Here is an 18544-nt window from a genome sequence, read left to right on the forward strand (position 1 = left end):
TGGGTATACATAAAAAGACCCGCGCGAGGCGGGTCCGGAAATACGGGAGCGGGTTGCCCCGCTCCGTCAGTCAGGCAGTTACCACTGATACGATGCCCCCAAGCCGACAGTGTTACCACCGCTCGACAAGCCCACACCGGCCTTCATCTTCAGGTTCTTGTTGATGCGGGCCTCCCCGCCGAACGCGACCGCCTGATAGCCCTTGTAGCTCGCACTGCCGATACCGAACGACAGCGTCTTGCCAGGGTCGACACCCGGGATCATCGTCAACGCCGTTGCCGCCGCGATACCCGAATAGGCATTGCGCGATACGCCGTTGATCTGACCTTGCAGCCCGCCAACCGCCCGGTCGAGCTGCCCCTTGGTCGCCGCATCCGACGCATTCACGCCATCCGCGATATTGACGATCCGGCGCTTGCCCTGGTCGGAGCCGTCACCAAACGAGACCGTGTTGTCCTCGTTCGCGACGGAGCCCGCACCAATCGCAACGCTGTTGTCGCCGCGTGCCTTCGCACCCTGACCGATCGCCGCGCTGTTCTCGCCGTGAGCCGACGAGTCCTGGCCGATCGCGGTGCTATTGGCCGCGTGTGCATCAGCACCCGCGCCAATCGCCGTGCCGCCCGCGGCGCGCACCGTCGCGTTCGCGCCGACTGCCGTGGCGTTGCCGGCATCGTCGTTGATCGTCGAGCCCGAACCCATCGCGACGTTGTTGCTGCCGTTGCCGGATTGGGCCGCCGTCACCGCCTGGCCCGCTTCGCCCGAACCGCTGATCAGATCGTTGCCGACCGTACGGCGCGAGTCGCCGCCCGAACCGCCGGTGGTTTCGATCTTGCTGACGCGATCGTCCATCGTGTCGAGGCGGTTTTCAAAGTCGGTCTTCAGCGACGACAGCTGGCCGTAGTTCACTGCGTCGTACTGGCTCTTGCCATCTGCAACGTTGGTCAGCATCACTGGCGCCGCCGCAGGGCCGCCCAGCGTCACCGAACCGTAGTTCGGGTTGCCGTGCGAGTCGACGTCATAGCGCACTGCCAGCGAATCGGTGGCGCCATACGCCGCGGCCGCCTGCACCGCCTGCGAGACGGTCGCGTACTTGTGACCGCCCACTTCGAGCGAATTGACCGCAACCTGCCCGTTTTCATCGACGGTCGTGTCGCCCCCGATCGCATTCGCGACGCTTGTGGCCATGCCATGCAGTTGCGATCCGTTCACCGCATCGGTGCTCGTCGCGCTTACCGCTCCGGCCGCCACGTTGTGCAGGCCAACCGCTGTACCGGCATCCCCGAGCGTGACCGACGCACGATTCGCCGAACCGTCTTCGTTGCGATCGTAGCGCACCGCTGTGACCGCGTGCCCGGTTTCCGGATCGATCAGACCGCTGTTCGCGATCGTATCCTTCAGGGTCGAGATGTCGCCCGTGTTGGCCGTCACCCGCCCGTCGAGATTGCCGATCGCCGCACCGACACTGTTCACCGTCGTCGTGCCGCCCGCGAGCGAGTAGCTGGGCGCGGAGATTGTGCCGTCGGCGCCTGCCTGCGAGCCGCCGCCGAGCGCTGTGGCCATGCTCTGCGACGCACCATACAGTTGCGAGCCGTTCACCGCTTCCGTGCTCTTCGCATTCACCGCGCCGGCCGCAACGTTCTTCAGCGTCGTGCCTTTCTCGCCAGCCAGCGTGACCGTGCTCTTCGCCGCATCGTCGTACGCAACCGCGTTCGGATCCATACCGCCACCGCCGCCGCTTGCCGCTGCAGCCGCGATCGCGTCGCCGACGTTACCGTAGGTCTTGTCGCCGACGTGATACTTCGGTGCCGTCACGCTGCCATCGGCGCCGATGCCCGCACCGCCGCCCAGCGCGGTCGTTACGCCGCTCAGCTGGGTCACGTTCACCGCGTCGGTGCCTTGCGTACCCGCCGCGACGTTCACGATCTGGCGCTCGCTTCCGGCGTTACCCACCGAAACGGTATTGGCGCGCGTCGCCTTGGCGCCTGCGCCCAGCGCCACGGCACCGTTCGCCGCGCCTTCCACGCTCGTATTGGCACCCAGCGCCATCGCATTGGTCACGTTCGGCGCAACGCTCGCACCAGTGCCCAGCGCAATGCCATTGGTCGCGCCCACTGCGGCTTCAGCGGCATTGCCAATCGCGATCGAGCTTTCACCGATCGCCTTGATGCCGTTATTGCCGACCGCGACCGCGTTCTCGCCGTTCGCCTTCGCGTTCGAACCGATCGCCAGCGCTCCCGCGCCATTGGTTGTCACCTTCGAACCGATGGCCACCGAGTACGCCTGGTCCGCGCCCGTTTGCGCCATATTGCCGATCGCAACCGATTCGTCCGACAGCGCCCCAGTGTTCAGCCCGAGCGCGATCGCGTTTGCCCCTGCCGCATGAGCCTCCACGCCGATCGCGGCGGCCGTCGTGCTCTCCGGATCGCCCCCGCTGATACTCGCCGAGTTCGTCCCCCCCATACCGTCGACCGCGACCAGGGAATTCGACTCGTCCGAATCCGCAAGCGCATTGACCCGAGACAACAGGTGCGACTGCTCAGCTGCGACACGGGATTTCAGTTTGCCCAGCGCCTCGAACAACTGCGATCCATTGATCGCATCCGTACTCCTGGCTGTGACGTCCCCCGCTCTCACGTGGACGATCTTGCGTTCGGTCCCGTCATCACCGACGGACACCGTCATCGCCTCGTTCGCAACGGAGTTGGAACCCAGCGCAACCGATCCGCTCGCGAGCGCACGCGCACCGGCACCCAGCGCCAATGTATTCGAACCGCCTGCCAAGGCCTTTGAACCGATCGCGACAGACTGAGCGCCAGTAGCGGTCGCGGGTGCGTCGCTGGCCCGGACCTTGATGTACTTCAGATCGATGTTGCCTTCAGCCAGTTCGCGCTTCATATCGGACAACCCGGTGTTCAACTGGCCGACGTTCACCGCGTCGCTATCATCCACGCCTGCTGCGACGTTCTTCAACGCCACCGGCGCTGCTGCGCCCGCACCACCCAGCGTCACCGAACCGCGATCCGCCGTGCCGTCTTCCTTGCGGTCGTACGTCACCGCCGCGATCACCTTGCCCGTGTCCTTGTCCACCAGGCCGGATTCGGCAATATCGTCTCGCAGCTTCTCAACGTTCGTCGCATTCGTCGTCACACGGCCGTCCAGGTTCGACACTGCGTCGCCAACGTTTTTCGCCGTCGTCTTGCCGCCGTCCAGCGTGTACGCCGGTGCCGTCAGCTTGCCTGCTGCGTCTACCGTCGAACCGCCGCCCAGCGCGCTTGCCACGCTCTGCGACGCGCCGTACAGCTGCGAGCCGTTCACCGCTTCCATGCTCGTTGCATTCACGGTGCCCGCTGCAACGTTCTTCAGCGTCGTGCCTTGCTCGCCAGCCAGCGTGACCGCACGCTTGGCTTCATCGTCGTATGCAACCGCGTTCGGATCCGTACCGCTACCCATTTCGGCTGCGGCGACGATCGCGTCACCCACGTTACCGTACGTCTTGTCGCCAACGTGGTACTTCGGTGTCGTCACCTTGCCCGCCGCGTCCACCGTCGAACCACCACCCAGCGCGCTTGCCACGCTCTGCGACGTGCCGTACAGCTGCGAGCCGTTCACCGCTTCCATGCTCGTCGCATTCACCGCGCCAGCCGCGACGTTCTTCAACGCCACCGGCGCTGCTGCGCCCGCGCCGCCGAGCGTCACCGAGCCGCGATCCGCCGTGCCGTCTTCCTTGTGGTCGTACGTCACCGCCGCGATCACCTTGCCCGTGTCCTTGTCGATCAGACCGGACTCCGCAATATCGTCTTGCAGCTTCTCGACGTTCGTCGCGTTCGTCGTCACTCGGCCGTCCAGGTTCGACACCGCGTCGCCAACGTTGTTCGCGGTCGTCTTGCCGCCGTCCAGCGTATACGCCGGTGCCGTCAGCTTGCCTGCTGCGTCCACCGTCGAACCGCCACCCAGTGCGCTTGCCACGCTCTGCGACGCGCCGTACAACTGCGAGCCATTCACCGCTTCCGTGCTCGTCGCGTTTACCGCACCGGCTGCGACGTTTTTCAACGCCACCGGGTCCTTTGCACCCGCACCGCCAAGCGTCACCGAGCCACGATCTGCAGTGCCGTCCTCCTTACGGTCGTACGTCACCGCCGCGATCACCTTGCCCGTGTCCTCGTCCACCAGACCGGACTCGGCAATATCGTCTTGCAGCTTCTCGACGTTCGTCGCGTTCGTCGTCACACGGCCGTCAAGGTTCGACACCGCGTCGCCAACGTTGTGCGCAGTCGTCTTGCCGTCGTCCAGCGTATACGCCGGTGCCGTCAGCTTGCCTGCTGCGTCCACCGTCGCACCGCCGCCCAGCGCACTTGCCACGCTCTGCGACGTGTCGTACAGCTGCGAGCCGTTTACCGCTTCCATGCTCGTCGTATTCACCGCGCCGGCTGCAACGTTCTTCAGCGCCGTGCCCTTCTCGCCGGCCAGCGTGACCGTGCTCTTGGTTTCATCGTCGTATGCAACCGCGTTCGGATCCTTGCTGCTACCAATCTCCGCCGCGGCCGTGATCGCGTCACCCACGTTGCCGTAGGTCTTGTCACCGACGTGATACTTCGGCGCCGTCACGCTGCCATCGGCGCCAATGCCCGCACCGCCACCCAGCGCCGTCGTTACGCCACTGAGCTGCGTCACGTTCACCGCGTCGGTGCCTTGCGTACCCGCCGCAACGTTCACGATCTGGCGCTCGCTTCCGGCGTTACCCACCGAAACGGTATTGGCGCGCGTCGCCTTGGCGCCTGCGCCCAGCGCCACGGCACCATTCGCCGCGCCTTCCACGCTCGTATTGGCACCCAGCGCCATCGCATTGGTCAGGTTCGGTGCAACGCTCGCACTCGTGCCCATTGCAATGCCATTGGCCGCGCCTACCGCGGCTTCTGCTGCATTGCCGATCGCGATCGAGCTTGCCCCGATAGCCTTGATGCCGTTACTGCCGAGCGCAACCGCGTTCTCGCCGTTTGCCTTCGCGTTCGAGCCGATCGCCAGCGCTCCCGCGCCATTGGTCGTCACCCATGAACCGATGGCCACCGAGTACGCTTGATCCGAGCCCGTCTGCGCCATATTGCCGATCGCAACCGATTCGTTCGACAGCGCCCCGGTGTTCAGGCCGAGCGCAATCGCGTTCGCCCCGGCCGCATGAGCGTCCACGCCGATCGCGGCGGCTGTCGTACTCTCCGGATCGCCCGTCGCGATGCTCGCGGTATTGAACCGACTACCGTCCGAACCCATACCATCGATCGTGACGAAGCTCGAGCCTTTACCACCACCGCCGCCGCTGGCTGCCGCGGCCGCAATCGCGTCACTGACGTTACCGTAGGTCTTGTTGCCGACTCGGATCGTTGGCGCCGTCACCTTGCCGGCCGCGTCCACCGTCGAACCACCGCCCAGTGCGCTCGCCACACTTTGCGACGTACCGTACAGCTGCGAACCGTTCATCGCTTCCATGCTCGTCGCATTCACCGCGCCGGCTGCAACGTTCTTCAACGTCGTGCCTTTCTCGCCGGACAGCGTGACCGCGGTCTTGGCCGCATCGTCGTACAAGACCGCGTTCGAATCCGTACCGCCGCCTCCGCTCGCTGCCGCGGCTGCGAGCGCGTCGCCAACGTTGCCGTAGGTTTTGTCGCCGATGCGATACTTCGGTGCCGTCACGCTGCCATCGGCGCCGATGCCCGCATCACCGCCCAGCGCCGTGGTAATGTCTTTCACCTGACGCACGTTCGCCGCATCGGTGTCGCCGATGCCCATTGCAACGTTCTTCAACGCCACCGGCGCTGCTGCGCCCGCACCGCCAAGCGTTACCGAACCGCGATCCACCGTGCCGTCTTCCTTGCGGTCGTACGTCAGCGCCGCAATTGCCTGGTTCTTGTCCTTGTCGAACAGACCAGATTCGGCAAGATTGTCTTGCAGTTTCCCGACGTTCGTCGCGTTCGTCGTCACACGGCCGTCCAGGTTCGACACCGCTTCGCCGACGTTTTTCGCCGTGGTCCTGCCGCCGTCCAGCGTGTACGTCGGCGCCCTCACCGTACCGCCTGCGTCCACAATCGAATCACCGCCCAGCGCACTCGCCACACTCTGCGACGCGCCGTACAGCTGCGAGCCGTTCAGCGCATCCGTGCTCGTTTTGGCCACCGCGCCATCTGCAACGTTCTTCAACGCAACCGGCGCTGCCGCGTCCGCGCCGCCCAGCGTCACCGAGTTGCCATGCGCCGTGCCGTCGTTACGGTCGTACGTCACCGCCGCAAGCACCTTGCGCGTGTTCTTGTCCACCAGACCCGACTCAGCAAAATCGCCTTGCAGTTTCTCTACGTTCGTCGTGTTCGTCGTCACACGGCCGTCGAGATTCGACACGGCTTCGCCAACGTTATTCGCACTGGTCTTGTCGCCGTCCAGCTTATACGTCGGTGCCGTCACCTTACCGGTTTCGTCTACCTTCGACCCACCACCCAGCGCGCTCGCCACACTTTGCGCGGCGCCATACAGCTGCGAACCGTTCACCGCTTCCGTGCTATCCGCACTCACCGCGCCCGCTGCAACTTTCTTCAGCGTCGTACCTTTCTCGCCAGACAGCGTGACTGCGCTCTTGGCTGCATCGTCGTACACAACCGCATTCGAATCCGTACCACCGCCACCGCTTGCTGCCGCGGCTGCAAGCGCGTCACCCACGTTAGCGTAGGTCTTGTCACCGATGTGATACGTCGGTGCCTTCACGCTGCCGTCGGGGCCGATACCCGCATCACCACCCAATGCCGTGGTGATGCCCTTCATCTGGCCTACGTTCACTGCGTCGGTATCCGAAATCCCGCCTGCAACGTTCTTCAACGCCACCGGCGCTACTGCGCCCGCACCGCCAAGCGTCACCGAACCGCGATCCGTCGTGCCGTCTGCCTTGCGGTCGTACGTCAGCGCCGCGATCGCCTTGCCCGTGTCCTTGTCGATCAAACCGGACTCGGCAATATCGCCTTGCAGTTTCTCGACGTTCGCCGCGTTCGTCGTCACGCGGCCGTCCAGGTTCGAGAATGCGTCGCCAACGTTGTGCGCGGTGGTCTTGCCGCCGTCCAGCGTATACGCCGGTGCCACCAGCTTGCCTGCTGCGTCCACCGTCGAACCGCCGCTCAGCGCACTCGCCATACTCTGCGACGCGTCGTACAGCTGCGCACCGTTCATCGCTTCCATGCTCGTCGCATTCACGGCGCCGGCAGCAACGTTCTTCAGCGTCGTGCCTTTTTCGCCAGCCAGCGTGATCGCGCCTTTGGTCTTGTCGTCGTATGCAACCTCGTTCGGATTCGTACCGCCACCACCGCCGGTTTCCGCCGCGGCCGTGATCGCGTCGCCCACGTTACCGTAGGTCTTGTCGCCAACGTGGTACTTCGGTGCCGTCACGCTGCCATCGGCGCCAATGCCCGCACCGCCACCCAGCGCCGTCGTTACGCCACTGAGCTGCGTCACGTTCACCGCGTCGGTGCCTTGCGTACCCGCCGCGACGTTCACCATCTGGCGCTCGCTTCCGGCATTACCCACCGAAACGGTATTGGCGCGCGTCGCCTTGGAACCGGTACCCAGTGCGACCGCACTATTCGCGCCTTTTTCGACGCTGGCATTTGCGCCCAGCGCCATCGAGTCGGCCACGTTGCGTGCAACACTCGCGGACGCGCCCAGCGCAATGCCATTGGTCGCACCTGCTGCGGAGCTGGCCTTGTTACCGAGCGCAATGGAATTCGCGCCGATTGCCGCCACGCCGTTATTGCCGAGCGCGATCGCGTTGTCACCGTTTGCCCGCGCCTGCGAACCCACCGCAAGCGCACTTTCCCCATTGGTCGTCACATTCGACCCGATGGCCACCGAATTGGCTTGGCCGGCACCCGTTTGGGCCATGTTACCGATGGCCACTGCGCCATCCGAGTACGCGTAGCTACGCACGCCGAGGGCGACCGCATTCGCGCCCGAGGCAATGGAACCTACACCGATCGCGGCGGCAGTGTCGCTCGCCGGATCGCCGCCGACGATGTTCGCGGTATTCTCCTGACTACCGTCCGCTCCCGCGCCGGCAACTTGCAAGAATTTCGATGGGTCGACCGATGCCAAGTCCGTCTTGGCAGCGAGGACGTTAGCCGTCAGCGAGCCATGCCGCGACCTGAGTTCCGACGACAGCTTGTCGGTCCGGTCGGACATCTTTTCGATCGCTTCGGTCAGTTGATTCACGTTGACTGCGTCGGTATCTTCCGTACCGTCGGCCACGTTCGAAATGCGACGTTCGCGACCGACGTCGCCAACCGATACCTGGTTCGCCTCCGTAGCAACCGAATTGAGGCCGATCGCGACCGAGTTGAGCCCGTTCGCGCGTGAACCCGTACCCAAGGCCAGCGAGCCATTTCCGGTCGCGTTTGCGCCCGCGCCGATCGCGACGGTATTGGTTCCCATCGCATTTGCGGCTTGCCCCGTTGCCTTGACCTTGATGTAGCGCATCGACAGGCTGCCGTCCGAGAGCGAATCGCGAATCGACTTCGTTGCATCCGACAATTGGCCGACGTTCACTGCGTCGGTCGCGTCCACGCCGGCTGTGACGTTCTTCAACGTCGTGCCTTGCTCGCCAGCCAGCGTAATCGCGCCTTTGGTCTTGTCGTCGTATGAGACCGCGTTCGGATTCGCACCGCCGCCGGTTTCCGCCGCGGCCGTGATCGCGTCACCAACGTTGCCGTAGGTCTTGTCGCCGACGTGGTACTTCGGTGCCGTCACGCTGCCATCGGCGCCGATGCCCGCGCCACCGCCCAGCGCCGTGGTAATGCCTTTCATCTGGCCCACGTTCGCTGCATCGGTGTCGGCAATGCCCATCGCAACGTTCTTCAACGCCACCGGCTCCTTGGCACCCGCGCCGCCAAGCGTCACTGAGCCGCGATCGGCCGCACCGTCTTCCTTACGATCGTACGTCAGCGCCGCGATCGCCTGGTTCTTGCCTTTGTCCCACAGACCGGAATCGGCGAGATTGTCTTTCAGCTTCTCGACGTTCGTCGCATTCGTTGTTACTCGGCCGTCCAGGTTCGACACCGCGTCGCCAACGTTTTTCGCCGTGGTCTTGCCGCCGTCCAGCGTGTACGTCGGGGCCGTCAGCTTGCCCGCCGCGTCCACAATCGAATCACCGCCCAGCGCACTCGCTACACTCTGCGACGTGCCGTACAGCTGCGAGCCGTTCACCGCTTCCGTGCTCGTCGCATTCACAGCGCCGGCTGCAACGTGCTTCAGCGTCGTGCCTTTCTCGCCAGCCAGCGTGACCGCACTCTTGGCTTCATCGTCGTATGCAACCGCGTTCGGATCCGTACCGCTACCCATTTCGGCTGCGGCAACGATCGCGTCACCCACGTTACCGTAGGCCTTGTCGCCGACCTGGTACTTCGGCGCCGTCACCTTGCCGGCTGCGTCCACCGTCGAACCGCCCCCCAGCGCACTTGCCACGCTCTGCGACGTGCCGTACAGCTGCGAGCCGTTCACCGCTTCCGTGCTCGTTGCATTCACCGCGCCGGCTGCGACGTTCTTCAACGCCACCGCGTCCTTTGCACCCGCACCGCCAAGCGTCACCGAGCCACGATCCGCCGTGCCGTCTTCCTTGCGGTCGTACGTCACCGCCGCGATCACCCTGCCCGTGTCCTTGTCCACCAGACCGGACTCGGCAATATCGTCTTGCAGCTTCTCGACGTTCGTCGCGTTCGTTGTTACTCGGTCGTCCAGGTTCGACACCGCGTCGCCAACGTTGTCAGCATTCGTCTTGCCGCCGTCCAGCGTGTACGTCGGGGCCGTCAGCTTGCCTACTGCGTCCACCGTCGCACCGCCGCCCAGCGCGCTTGCCACGCTCTGCGACGTGCCGTACAGCTGCGAGCCGTTCACCGCTTCCGTGCTCGTTGCACTCACCGCGCCGGCTGCGACGTTCTTCAGCGTCGTGCCTTGCTCACCAGCCAGCGTGATCGTGCTCTTCGCCGCATCGTCGTATGCAACCGCGTTCGGATCCGTACCGCGGCCGGTTTCCGCCGCAGCCGTGATCGCGTCACCCACGTTACCGTAGGTCTTGTCGCCGACGTGATACGTCGGTGCCGTCACGCTGCCATCGGCACCGATGCCCGCACCGCCACCCAGCGCCGTCGCTACGCCCTTCAACTGCGTCACGTTCACGACGTCGTTGTCCTGCGTACCCGCTGCAACGTTCACGATCTGACGCTGATTCTTCTCCGATCCAATTGATACCGTATTCCTGCGGTCTGCCACAGAGCCACTGCCCAGTGCGACACTGTCTATGGACGTAGCACTGGCATTGAAGCCAATGGCGGCCGAATTGGCTGCCCAAACGTAGGCACCCTCACCAAGCGCTACCTGGTGCCATTCCGTAGACGTGAATGAGTTTGCACCGATGGAGATATTGGTATCGCCCCCTTCCCCGGGTCCGTACGAGTATTTTGCGACTGCGTTATCGCCAATAGCAATGCTCCGAGCCCCGGTCGCTTGCGCCGCAGTCGTTCCCCTTGCTTTCATGTACTTGTCGGAGTCCGACAGTTCGCCCTTCAAGCTCTCAAGATCGGATACATTCTTCGTCACGCGACCGTCGAGGTTGGACACCGCGTCGCCAACGTTGTGCGCGGTCATCTTGCCGCCGTCCAGCGTGTACGCCGGCGCCGTCACGCTGCCATCGGCGCCGATGCTCGCACCACCACCCAGCGCCGTCGCTACGCTCTTCAACTGCGTCACGTTCACGACGTCGGTGTCCTGCGTACCCGCTGCAACGTTCACGATCTGACGCTGGGATTTGGTGTTCCCCACTGAGACCGTATCGGCTCGCTCAGCTGCCGAGCCAGTGCCAAGCGCCACCGCCCACGTGGCATTCGCGCCTACACTGGCGTGGTCCCCTACCGCGACCCCATTACCTGGGCTGGACTGAGCATCGGGTCCAATGGCAACAGAAACCCCCTGCGCCTGCGCGCCTGCTCCGACTGCTACTGCACGCATCCAGCCGCCTTGCGAGCCACCGACCGCGCGCGCGCCGTCGCCAATCGCAATAGCACCCGAATACCCCGGCCGACCGGCTGCTGCGTTAGCGCCAATAGCAATCACGCCCGCTCCCGCTCCCCCAGTATCCGCCTTCGCGCCCTCGCCTACCGCGACATTATTACTGGTTGCGTACGCATCCTTCCCGATCGTGACCCAATCGGCATCAAGCCGGTCACTGCTAGCCTTCGCAACGGCGGCATTCATCTGGTCCGACGTTACCGCCGCAGTCACTTTGCCCGTTTTCGCGTCCAGCAGGCCAGTATCAGCAAAGTTGCCTTGCAGTTTCTCGACGTTCGTCGCGTTCGTCGTCACACGGCCGTCGAGGTTCGACACCGCGTCGGCAACGTTTTGAACAGTGGTCTCGCCGGCGTCCAACTTGTACGTCGGTGCCTTTACGCTGCCATCTGCAGCGACGCCTGCACCGCCACCCAACGCAGTCGCTACGCCATTTAGTTGCTTCACGTTAACGACGTCGGTGTCTTGCGTACCCGCTGCCACGTTCACGATCTGGCGCTGAAGTGGCCCGTACTTTCCGCCTCCCACCGAAACGGTATCGACACGGTCTGCCTTCGCGTCGCTGCCGATAGCTACCGAACCGCTCACTGCCGTTCCTCTGGCCCCGATAGCTACACCCTCTTCCTGAGCTTCCGCTGACGACCCGATAGCCACAGCAGATTTTTGTGCGCTTGCCCAAGGCCCGATCGCTACCCCGAATTGACCCGCACCATTTGCATTCAAGCCGATTGCGACAGCGTAGTCTTCCGAAGCACTCGCCTCATTTCCGATTACGACTTGGTCGAATCTACCGGCAATCGCTTTCGGTCCGATCGCAACACTGCCAACCTCCCAACCGTTGTACTTGTCAGCACGCGCGCCATTACCAATCACGACACTCTCATCGGTCGACGAATACAACTGTTTGACGTTCATCGCATCGGCGCCTGCCCCGCCTGCGGCGAAAGATGTAACCTTCGAATTAGCAACGTCAATGCCACTCACCAACGACAACGCTACTTTTTTTTCATAAATATTGTCGCCACTGGCACATTCCATTGACTTACCACTTTCCGATTCGCAATACTGGCCAGCCTCTGTGTTGGACGCATGAGCATGCCCCGCCCCCGCGGCCATCCCAACCCCTATAGCAGCTGCCAACACAACAGGAGTTTTTCGCAAAACATCTTTCGACGATGCACCGGAGGCACGAGATTTCGCAGTTTCAGGAACCGCTGTCCATGTGCCACTGGATACGTTCCAAACTACCTTATACGATTTATTCATAAAGCACTCTCTATCTCAACACAAATTAGCGACTACTCATCGGCATGGAGAATCACTACTATCGAACGACCAACCGTCTAAATCCACGCCTCGCATGACTTCAACTATGGATGCGACGCCCACAAAAATTCACAACCTTGCCAATTACCGTGCGCTGATGAAGCGTTGCAACTATTCAATTTCAAACGCCATAGAATTATCCGCCCGGTTCGATTCTGAGAAATATAGGAGGCGGCGCGAAATACGCCATCCCGTGTCTTATTTTTTATAGAAAAAATAGGCCGCGGCCTATGCTGCGCCCGAAAATCATCTCGACAAAAATTTGTTTCCAATATCCAGTTTAAATATCTAAAGTGCGGATATATAACGATATTCACCGATATCGCAGCGTCAAGGACCCGCAGACGGCACTGCGTCAACGCATGCGCGAGATCGCGCAGACGCGCGTTCGATATGGCTACCGGCGCGTGCACGTGCTGCTCAAGCGAGAAGGTTGGCGTGTGAACCGGAATCGGGTCTATCGGCTCTACGCCGAAGAACAGCTTCAGCTGCGCTCGAAGCTGCCCAAGCGCCGCACGATGGTGGTATCGCGACGAGAGCGTTGCGTGCCTATCCGTCCGTGTGTGGTCTGCAGACTGGACTTCGTAGCGAACCAATTGGCCGACGGTACGCGCCTGCGAGCCCTGGCGGCCGTAGACAATCTAGTCGTGAAGCACTGGCCATCGAAGTCCGCAAGCGCGCCTGCGTGCCGAGGACGTCATGTCAGTGCTGAATCGTTTGGTGGCTCAGCGCCGCGCACCACGTTTCCTGCTGGCCGATAACGGCAGCACGTTCTCGGGACCGTTCACTGGACATGTGGGCATACCACGACAAGGTGCAGATCGACTTCAGCCGGCCAGGCAGCCCACCGAAAAGCTTCATCAAGACATTCAACGGCTCGTTCAGGGACGAACACCTGAACCTGCATTGGTTCGAATCGTTGGCGGAAGCCAAACGGGAGATCGGGCTTGGCGCCGCGACTACAATGAGACCCGCCCTCATATCGCACTCAAGGAACTAACACCGGGCGAATTCGTCCGGCAATACAGCCGTCGACCTACGGCCGAAGGCTCATGAATGAAAGACCGAACACTACACTCGGCACTGTCCAAGAAATCCAGGCGGGTCATATTCAGCAACCTTAATGTGACGCCGTGTCCGGTATCACAGGCGCACCTCCACCGGCGTGGGTCCCTTGAAGACTGTTGAGCGTGTATCTCGACCGCTGGCGTCACCTTTCAGGAATACTTTTTGGCTGTAGCATGCAGCGCCAGCCAGGACTCCACCGCATGGACGAACGACTGGAAATCTGCTTCCTCGACACATTTGGATTCCGCCATCTTCGCGGACCAGTCTTCCAAGTGACTTACCAGTTCGCCCCCGTCGAGAATCATCAGGGCGCCCTGGATCCGGTGCAATCGTTCCAGCACCTCGGGCACGTGACCCGCCTGCACCATCGATCGGAGTGCTTCTCTGTCGGAAATCCACGATTCGATGAACAACGACAGAAGTCGGCTGACACCAGGCGTAGCCACTGTCCGTTGCGGAACGTCGCCAGGTCCGAGCACGTTTTGCAACACGAGAGAAAGGTCGCTCAAAGTCGACGGTTTTGTGATGAGCGCCTCGAATGGGATGTTTGCCGCTCCCGCGAGCGTCGCATCGGCGGTACACAAAACGACCGGCCACGATATCCCTGCTGCTCGCAAGTCGGACAACAGCTCAGCACCGCCCTTGCCCGGCAAATTGGAATCTGTGACGATGAGATCGTAGATTCGAGACTGGCAACGTCGAATGCCATCCTCCGCACTACCGACGACTTCTACATGTCCAATCCCGAGCATCCGCAATTGATCGCACATCAACTGCGCACTGACTCGGTCGTCCTCGACCACCAGAACGCTGGCCTCACTCCACGCACCGCCTGTGATCTCGCCGGAACCGTCAGTGCTCTCACGGCCATCATCATCCGCTCCAGAAAGGACCAGTTCGATCGCATCGAGAAGCAACTGACCGCTGTAGGCGCTAATTGTGACGGCATGGCTTGTGGAGATCGGGACAAGCGGCCCGTCCAGGCCGATCGTAATGCGACGGTAGGCACCACTCGTTTTGGGCGAACCGTCATGTTCGAGCCAGTCGCGCGCGTCGATGAAAACGGTGGATGCAGGCGCTTCCTCCCGCCCGTCATCCTGTCCACTCGTGACGCGGGCCGCCGGATACCACGCGCTGAGCTGGGCCACCAGTTGCCCACGCCAACTGGGAATATCGCAATTCACGACGAAATGGATGCCTTGGCCGGCATTGCCGTTGATTCGCGCCGCCGAATCGTGACGAAGTGGCAGCACGACGGTGAAAATCGATCCGACGCCAACCTCGCTTTCGACCGTGATACTTCCACCCATTCGTTCGGCGATTTTCTGGCAAAGAGACAAGCCGAGCCCGGTACCCGCTCGCGAACTTTTCGGCCCGGCCGAGCCTTGGACGTAAGGCATGAAAACCTTTTCAATCTCGTCCTCGGGAATACCCCTGCCGGAGTCAGCAACGCGAAGCCGCACCTGGCCGTCCTCGGTCGAGCCGAGTGAAACCGTGATCGCCCCGTGAGATGTAAACTTGACGGCGTTGCCAATGAGATTGGTGACTATTTGCGTGAACCGGTACCCGTCGCAAATCCACGTGCCCCGTAGCGCCGGATCGATCAGGCAGAGAAGCCGCACGCCGTTTTTCTGCGCGTCTACCGCAAACGTCCGGCTTGCCTGCTCGACGAGTTGATCAATATGTTGTGGCTGTTCCTGTAGCAGGAACTCGCCTGCCTCAATCCTGGACAGATCGAGCACGCCGTTGATCAACGAAAGGAGTGAGCCAAACGAGTCCTGCGCGATCAATAAGCGCGAGCGCTGCTCCTCGGTCAATCCCATCCGCGAAAGCAATTCAAGATTCCCCAATGCCCCGTGCAACGGTGTCCTGATTTCATGGCTCATCGTCGCCAAAAACATTCCCTTCTCGTGACTTTCGGCCTGAGCACGCGCTCGGGACTCTCGCAGCCGCCGTTCGATTTCCTTTCGCTTCGCCAAATCGACCATCCCGATCACGAAAACGTCGTCTCCGCGATACTTGGCCTGCGCATAGGCAACCTCGAGATCAGGCTCCATCTCAAACCGGCTTACCACGCCGGTGCGCTCGGCACTTCCCGCATGAAACCTGACCAGTGCGCCGGCACGTGCAAGTACGTTGTCGGAGCTGGACTCCTTTTCCCCTTGACTGGCAAAGGTCATCTGAAGGCTTTGCGCTTCCGCGTTCTGCAGCAGGATGGCACCGCTCCTCCTGGCCACGACGGTCAAGCTCACTGGCGCGACCTGGATGATGGACCGACTGAACGCCTCGCCCTCCAAAAGGCTATGCAGCCGCTCGCTGGATGGCCGAATCACCTCGCGATTCATCCAGAACGCGCCTCCGATGACCAGACCGCACCCACTCAGCGTCGCGAGTACAACAAGCAGCAGTTGCTGGGTGATTGCGCCCAGAAGGTCGCTCCAGGTATATGCATATACCGCGACCCACTGCGGGCCCGGCACACGCTGAATAACGAAGAAGCTGCCCTCCCGCCAGATGCGTTGGGGCCGTCCGTTCGCCGCCTGGTATACCCACGGATTTCTCGATATGATTTCCGCCCAATGCGCCTCTTGCGGATTCGTTTCGTCGATACCCAATAGTCGCTGCACCGCGCACGAGACAACAAAAAAATGCGGATCGCCTTCGTTGTGCAGAAAATACTGATTGAATCGATTACACGGAATTGACAATGCGATCGTTGCCTTGCGTTGCTCACCCTCGTAGACGGATGTCGCAAAATACGTGGTCGTCATGTCGTTGAGCGGATCCTTGGACCCGGTCACCCATACAACCTTGCCCCGAACTCCGTTCCGGGCATCGCGCTGCATCTCCTCTTCGATAGCCTCCATGCGTTTCCCGATGAAGTCTTCCGCGGCCTTGTCAGTGTTCAGCCGGGCAATCTGGTCCGGTGCGAGTGGCGGAAGCGTTGCCAGAAATCGCTTATCGGGCGTATAGATAAACCCTTCCGATAGCGCTGGCGAGTTGTCCTGATGGGAAAGCGAAAATGTCGACGCATATCTCGCCAGATCGATCAAATTTGTCTGGCGGGCCGCGTCCAAGGGTGAAGTGAGTGTCGATACGACCGAGAATGCGCGGGTCGCCGCAGATCCGGGCACTGTCTGAGCTAACTGGTTCTTTCTGGGCAACAGAACCTTCCGCGCCTGCGAGTCGCCTGACTCCAGGTACTCCTTTGCAATCTGGTACGTCACGACCAACTGGCGAATGCGGGCCTCGCGCCTGTCGACCTCCTCCTTCAATGCCTCTCTCTGCGCGGAAAATTGCTGCGCAAATTCCTCGTGCTGATGTGATATCAGGAGCTCGGTCACGCCTCCAGCGCATACCAGGATAAGGCACGTCAGCGTTATGGTCGAAACAATTAGCAGGCGCTTAGAGAACGTCAACCTGAGCGGGACGTAAGCTGGGGTTGCCGCCACGATTCCGTCGTTGGCCCCATCCGAAGCTTCCTCTGCGTTGCCGCGAGACTGGCTCATGAGCCGAAATGCTCCGTGTAGATGCGATAGAGGTCCGCTTCGGATCTTGCCCCCAGCTTGTGCATGGCCCTCATCTTCTGGTGGCTGATGGTCTTGATGCTGCGATTCGTATGCATCGCGATTTCCGTCACCGACATCCCGCGCCCAAGCATTCGAAATATTTCGAGCTCGCGCTCGCTGAGCGATTCGATCGAAGTCTGCGCCGCATGTCCGGCCTCGAGCAGGTCGACAGCCACGGCCGGATCAACGAACGTTTGCCCGGCATGCACGCGGCGCACGATTGCAGCCAAGCGTGCGAAATCCTGGCTGGATTTTCTCAGGAAGCCTGCAACGCCCGTGTTCATGACGCGAGAGACGAGCAGAGCGATATCTTGATGTGCGGTCAGCACGACGATCGCAACATTCGGATGGCTACGCCTGAGTCGCTTGAACAGTGCTACGCCATCCGGCAGCTGATCGCCGCTGAATGAATAGTCGCAGATCAATACATCGCAAGGCTGCTGTTGCAACAACTGCAGCAGGTCCGAAATTGTCGATGCGACACCGACCACATTGATGTCCATCTCGGCCGACAGGATCGCGGCGACGCCGGTAGAAACTACCGGATGGTCATCGGCCACGACGACATTGATGCGACGACGAGCGTTGCCACTTTCAGTGGATGCATTCATCAACATTTTCCCCAAAAACAGCTGTCTATCCTTCCGATGGCGGTTGCAATCCGCGGGCTCACCCTTCGGCCCCCCGTCAATCTTAATCAACTTTCTATTCGGATACCGACCAAGTCGAGATCTCTCTTCGAACGCAGCGCGGGCATGCGCGGGGATTCATGTTTCCACGGTGCTTGCGGAGCAACGGTGCACCTCGATATGACGGAATTTGCCAGCCCACCTTTCTCGAAGCCTCGCCCCGAGCATTGAAATTTTGCGGCGCACAACGCCCGTGAGTCGCGCTCACGTATAATACCCGGTCGCGATTTTCCATGGAAATTTATACAAAGAGCCGAAATCCGGCCTAATCCGTTTGCCATGGCAGCGTGTCTCTCGCCGATGCCCGAATCAGCGATCGAGGTCCTGTCTGCAATTCAGTTTGCCCCTCAGAAGGTGCTACCGTACGCACACACAAGCTGGAAGCCCCTCATGTAGACTGTCGCCTGGGGCACCTTGCTCGTCTCTTTCAGCCTCGCGAAGCATGCGTTGACCGCATTCGCAATCTAATCCGTCCGCGAGTTGATTAGGCCGACATTACCGCATCCGGTGAATCATTCGCCGAGGTCCAAGTCCTGATACATGCGCCAACGCCTCCAAAGAATATGCGATGTGTCATGCATCGCGATATAACGATGCGATTGCGTAGAAATACACGGCGACGTTGCCGGAGTCGTGGCTGCCGACCGAATTGAGCAGGAGCTTCGAGCGCTCGTGACACGCGCCGCCATTTTCGCGTCGTGCTCCGTAAATGCCTGTAACAGCACGCGCGGGCCAGGCTGGCGTCGAAGTCCGGATAGAAGTCCCGGTCTTGCCGAGGAACGGCAAGTTGTGAGTCGGCAAAAATGGGCTACT

Annotated in this window: 3 protein-coding genes and 3 pseudogenes; 1 reads left to right on the forward strand and 5 read right to left on the reverse strand. The window is 61.7% G+C overall.

Annotated elements, in window-relative coordinates:
- Window positions 1-78: 78 nt before the first annotated feature.
- Together JMF86_RS34200 and JMF86_RS35445 are read right to left on the reverse strand one after the other, a co-directional pair.
- Window positions 79-11994, reverse strand: coding sequence for a YadA-like family protein (locus JMF86_RS34200; protein ID WP_269189824.1), 11916 nt, complete (start codon window positions 11992-11994; stop codon window positions 79-81).
- Window positions 11995-12219: 225 nt separating this feature from the next.
- A pseudogene (locus tag JMF86_RS35445) lies at window positions 12220-12345 on the reverse strand (ESPR domain-containing protein); the annotation flags it as partial.
- A gap of 374 nt (window positions 12346-12719) precedes the next feature.
- Between JMF86_RS35445 and JMF86_RS34205 the strand changes: the two are divergent.
- A pseudogene (locus JMF86_RS34205) lies at window positions 12720-13461 on the forward strand (IS3 family transposase); the annotation flags it as partial.
- Window positions 13462-13622: 161 nt separating this feature from the next.
- Here JMF86_RS34205 and JMF86_RS34210 read toward each other — a convergent pair.
- The 3 genes and pseudogenes from JMF86_RS34210 to JMF86_RS35215 form a co-directional block, all read right to left on the reverse strand.
- Entirely contained in the window at window positions 13623-16982 is a 3360-nt protein-coding gene (locus tag JMF86_RS34210; protein ID WP_201317418.1) for an ATP-binding protein, read from the reverse strand.
- On the reverse strand, window positions 16979-17653 hold the full coding sequence (locus JMF86_RS34215; protein ID WP_201317419.1) for a response regulator transcription factor: 675 nt from the start codon (window positions 17651-17653) through the stop codon (window positions 16979-16981). Before JMF86_RS34215 ends, JMF86_RS34210 begins: the two co-directional genes overlap by 4 nt.
- A gap of 651 nt (window positions 17654-18304) precedes the next feature.
- A pseudogene (locus JMF86_RS35215) lies at window positions 18305-18544 on the reverse strand (DUF2827 domain-containing protein); the annotation flags it as partial.

It is taken from the genome of Burkholderia sp. E168m15 (assembly GCF_016586105.1).
Classification (GTDB): domain Bacteria; phylum Pseudomonadota; class Gammaproteobacteria; order Burkholderiales; family Burkholderiaceae; genus Burkholderia; species Burkholderia orbicola.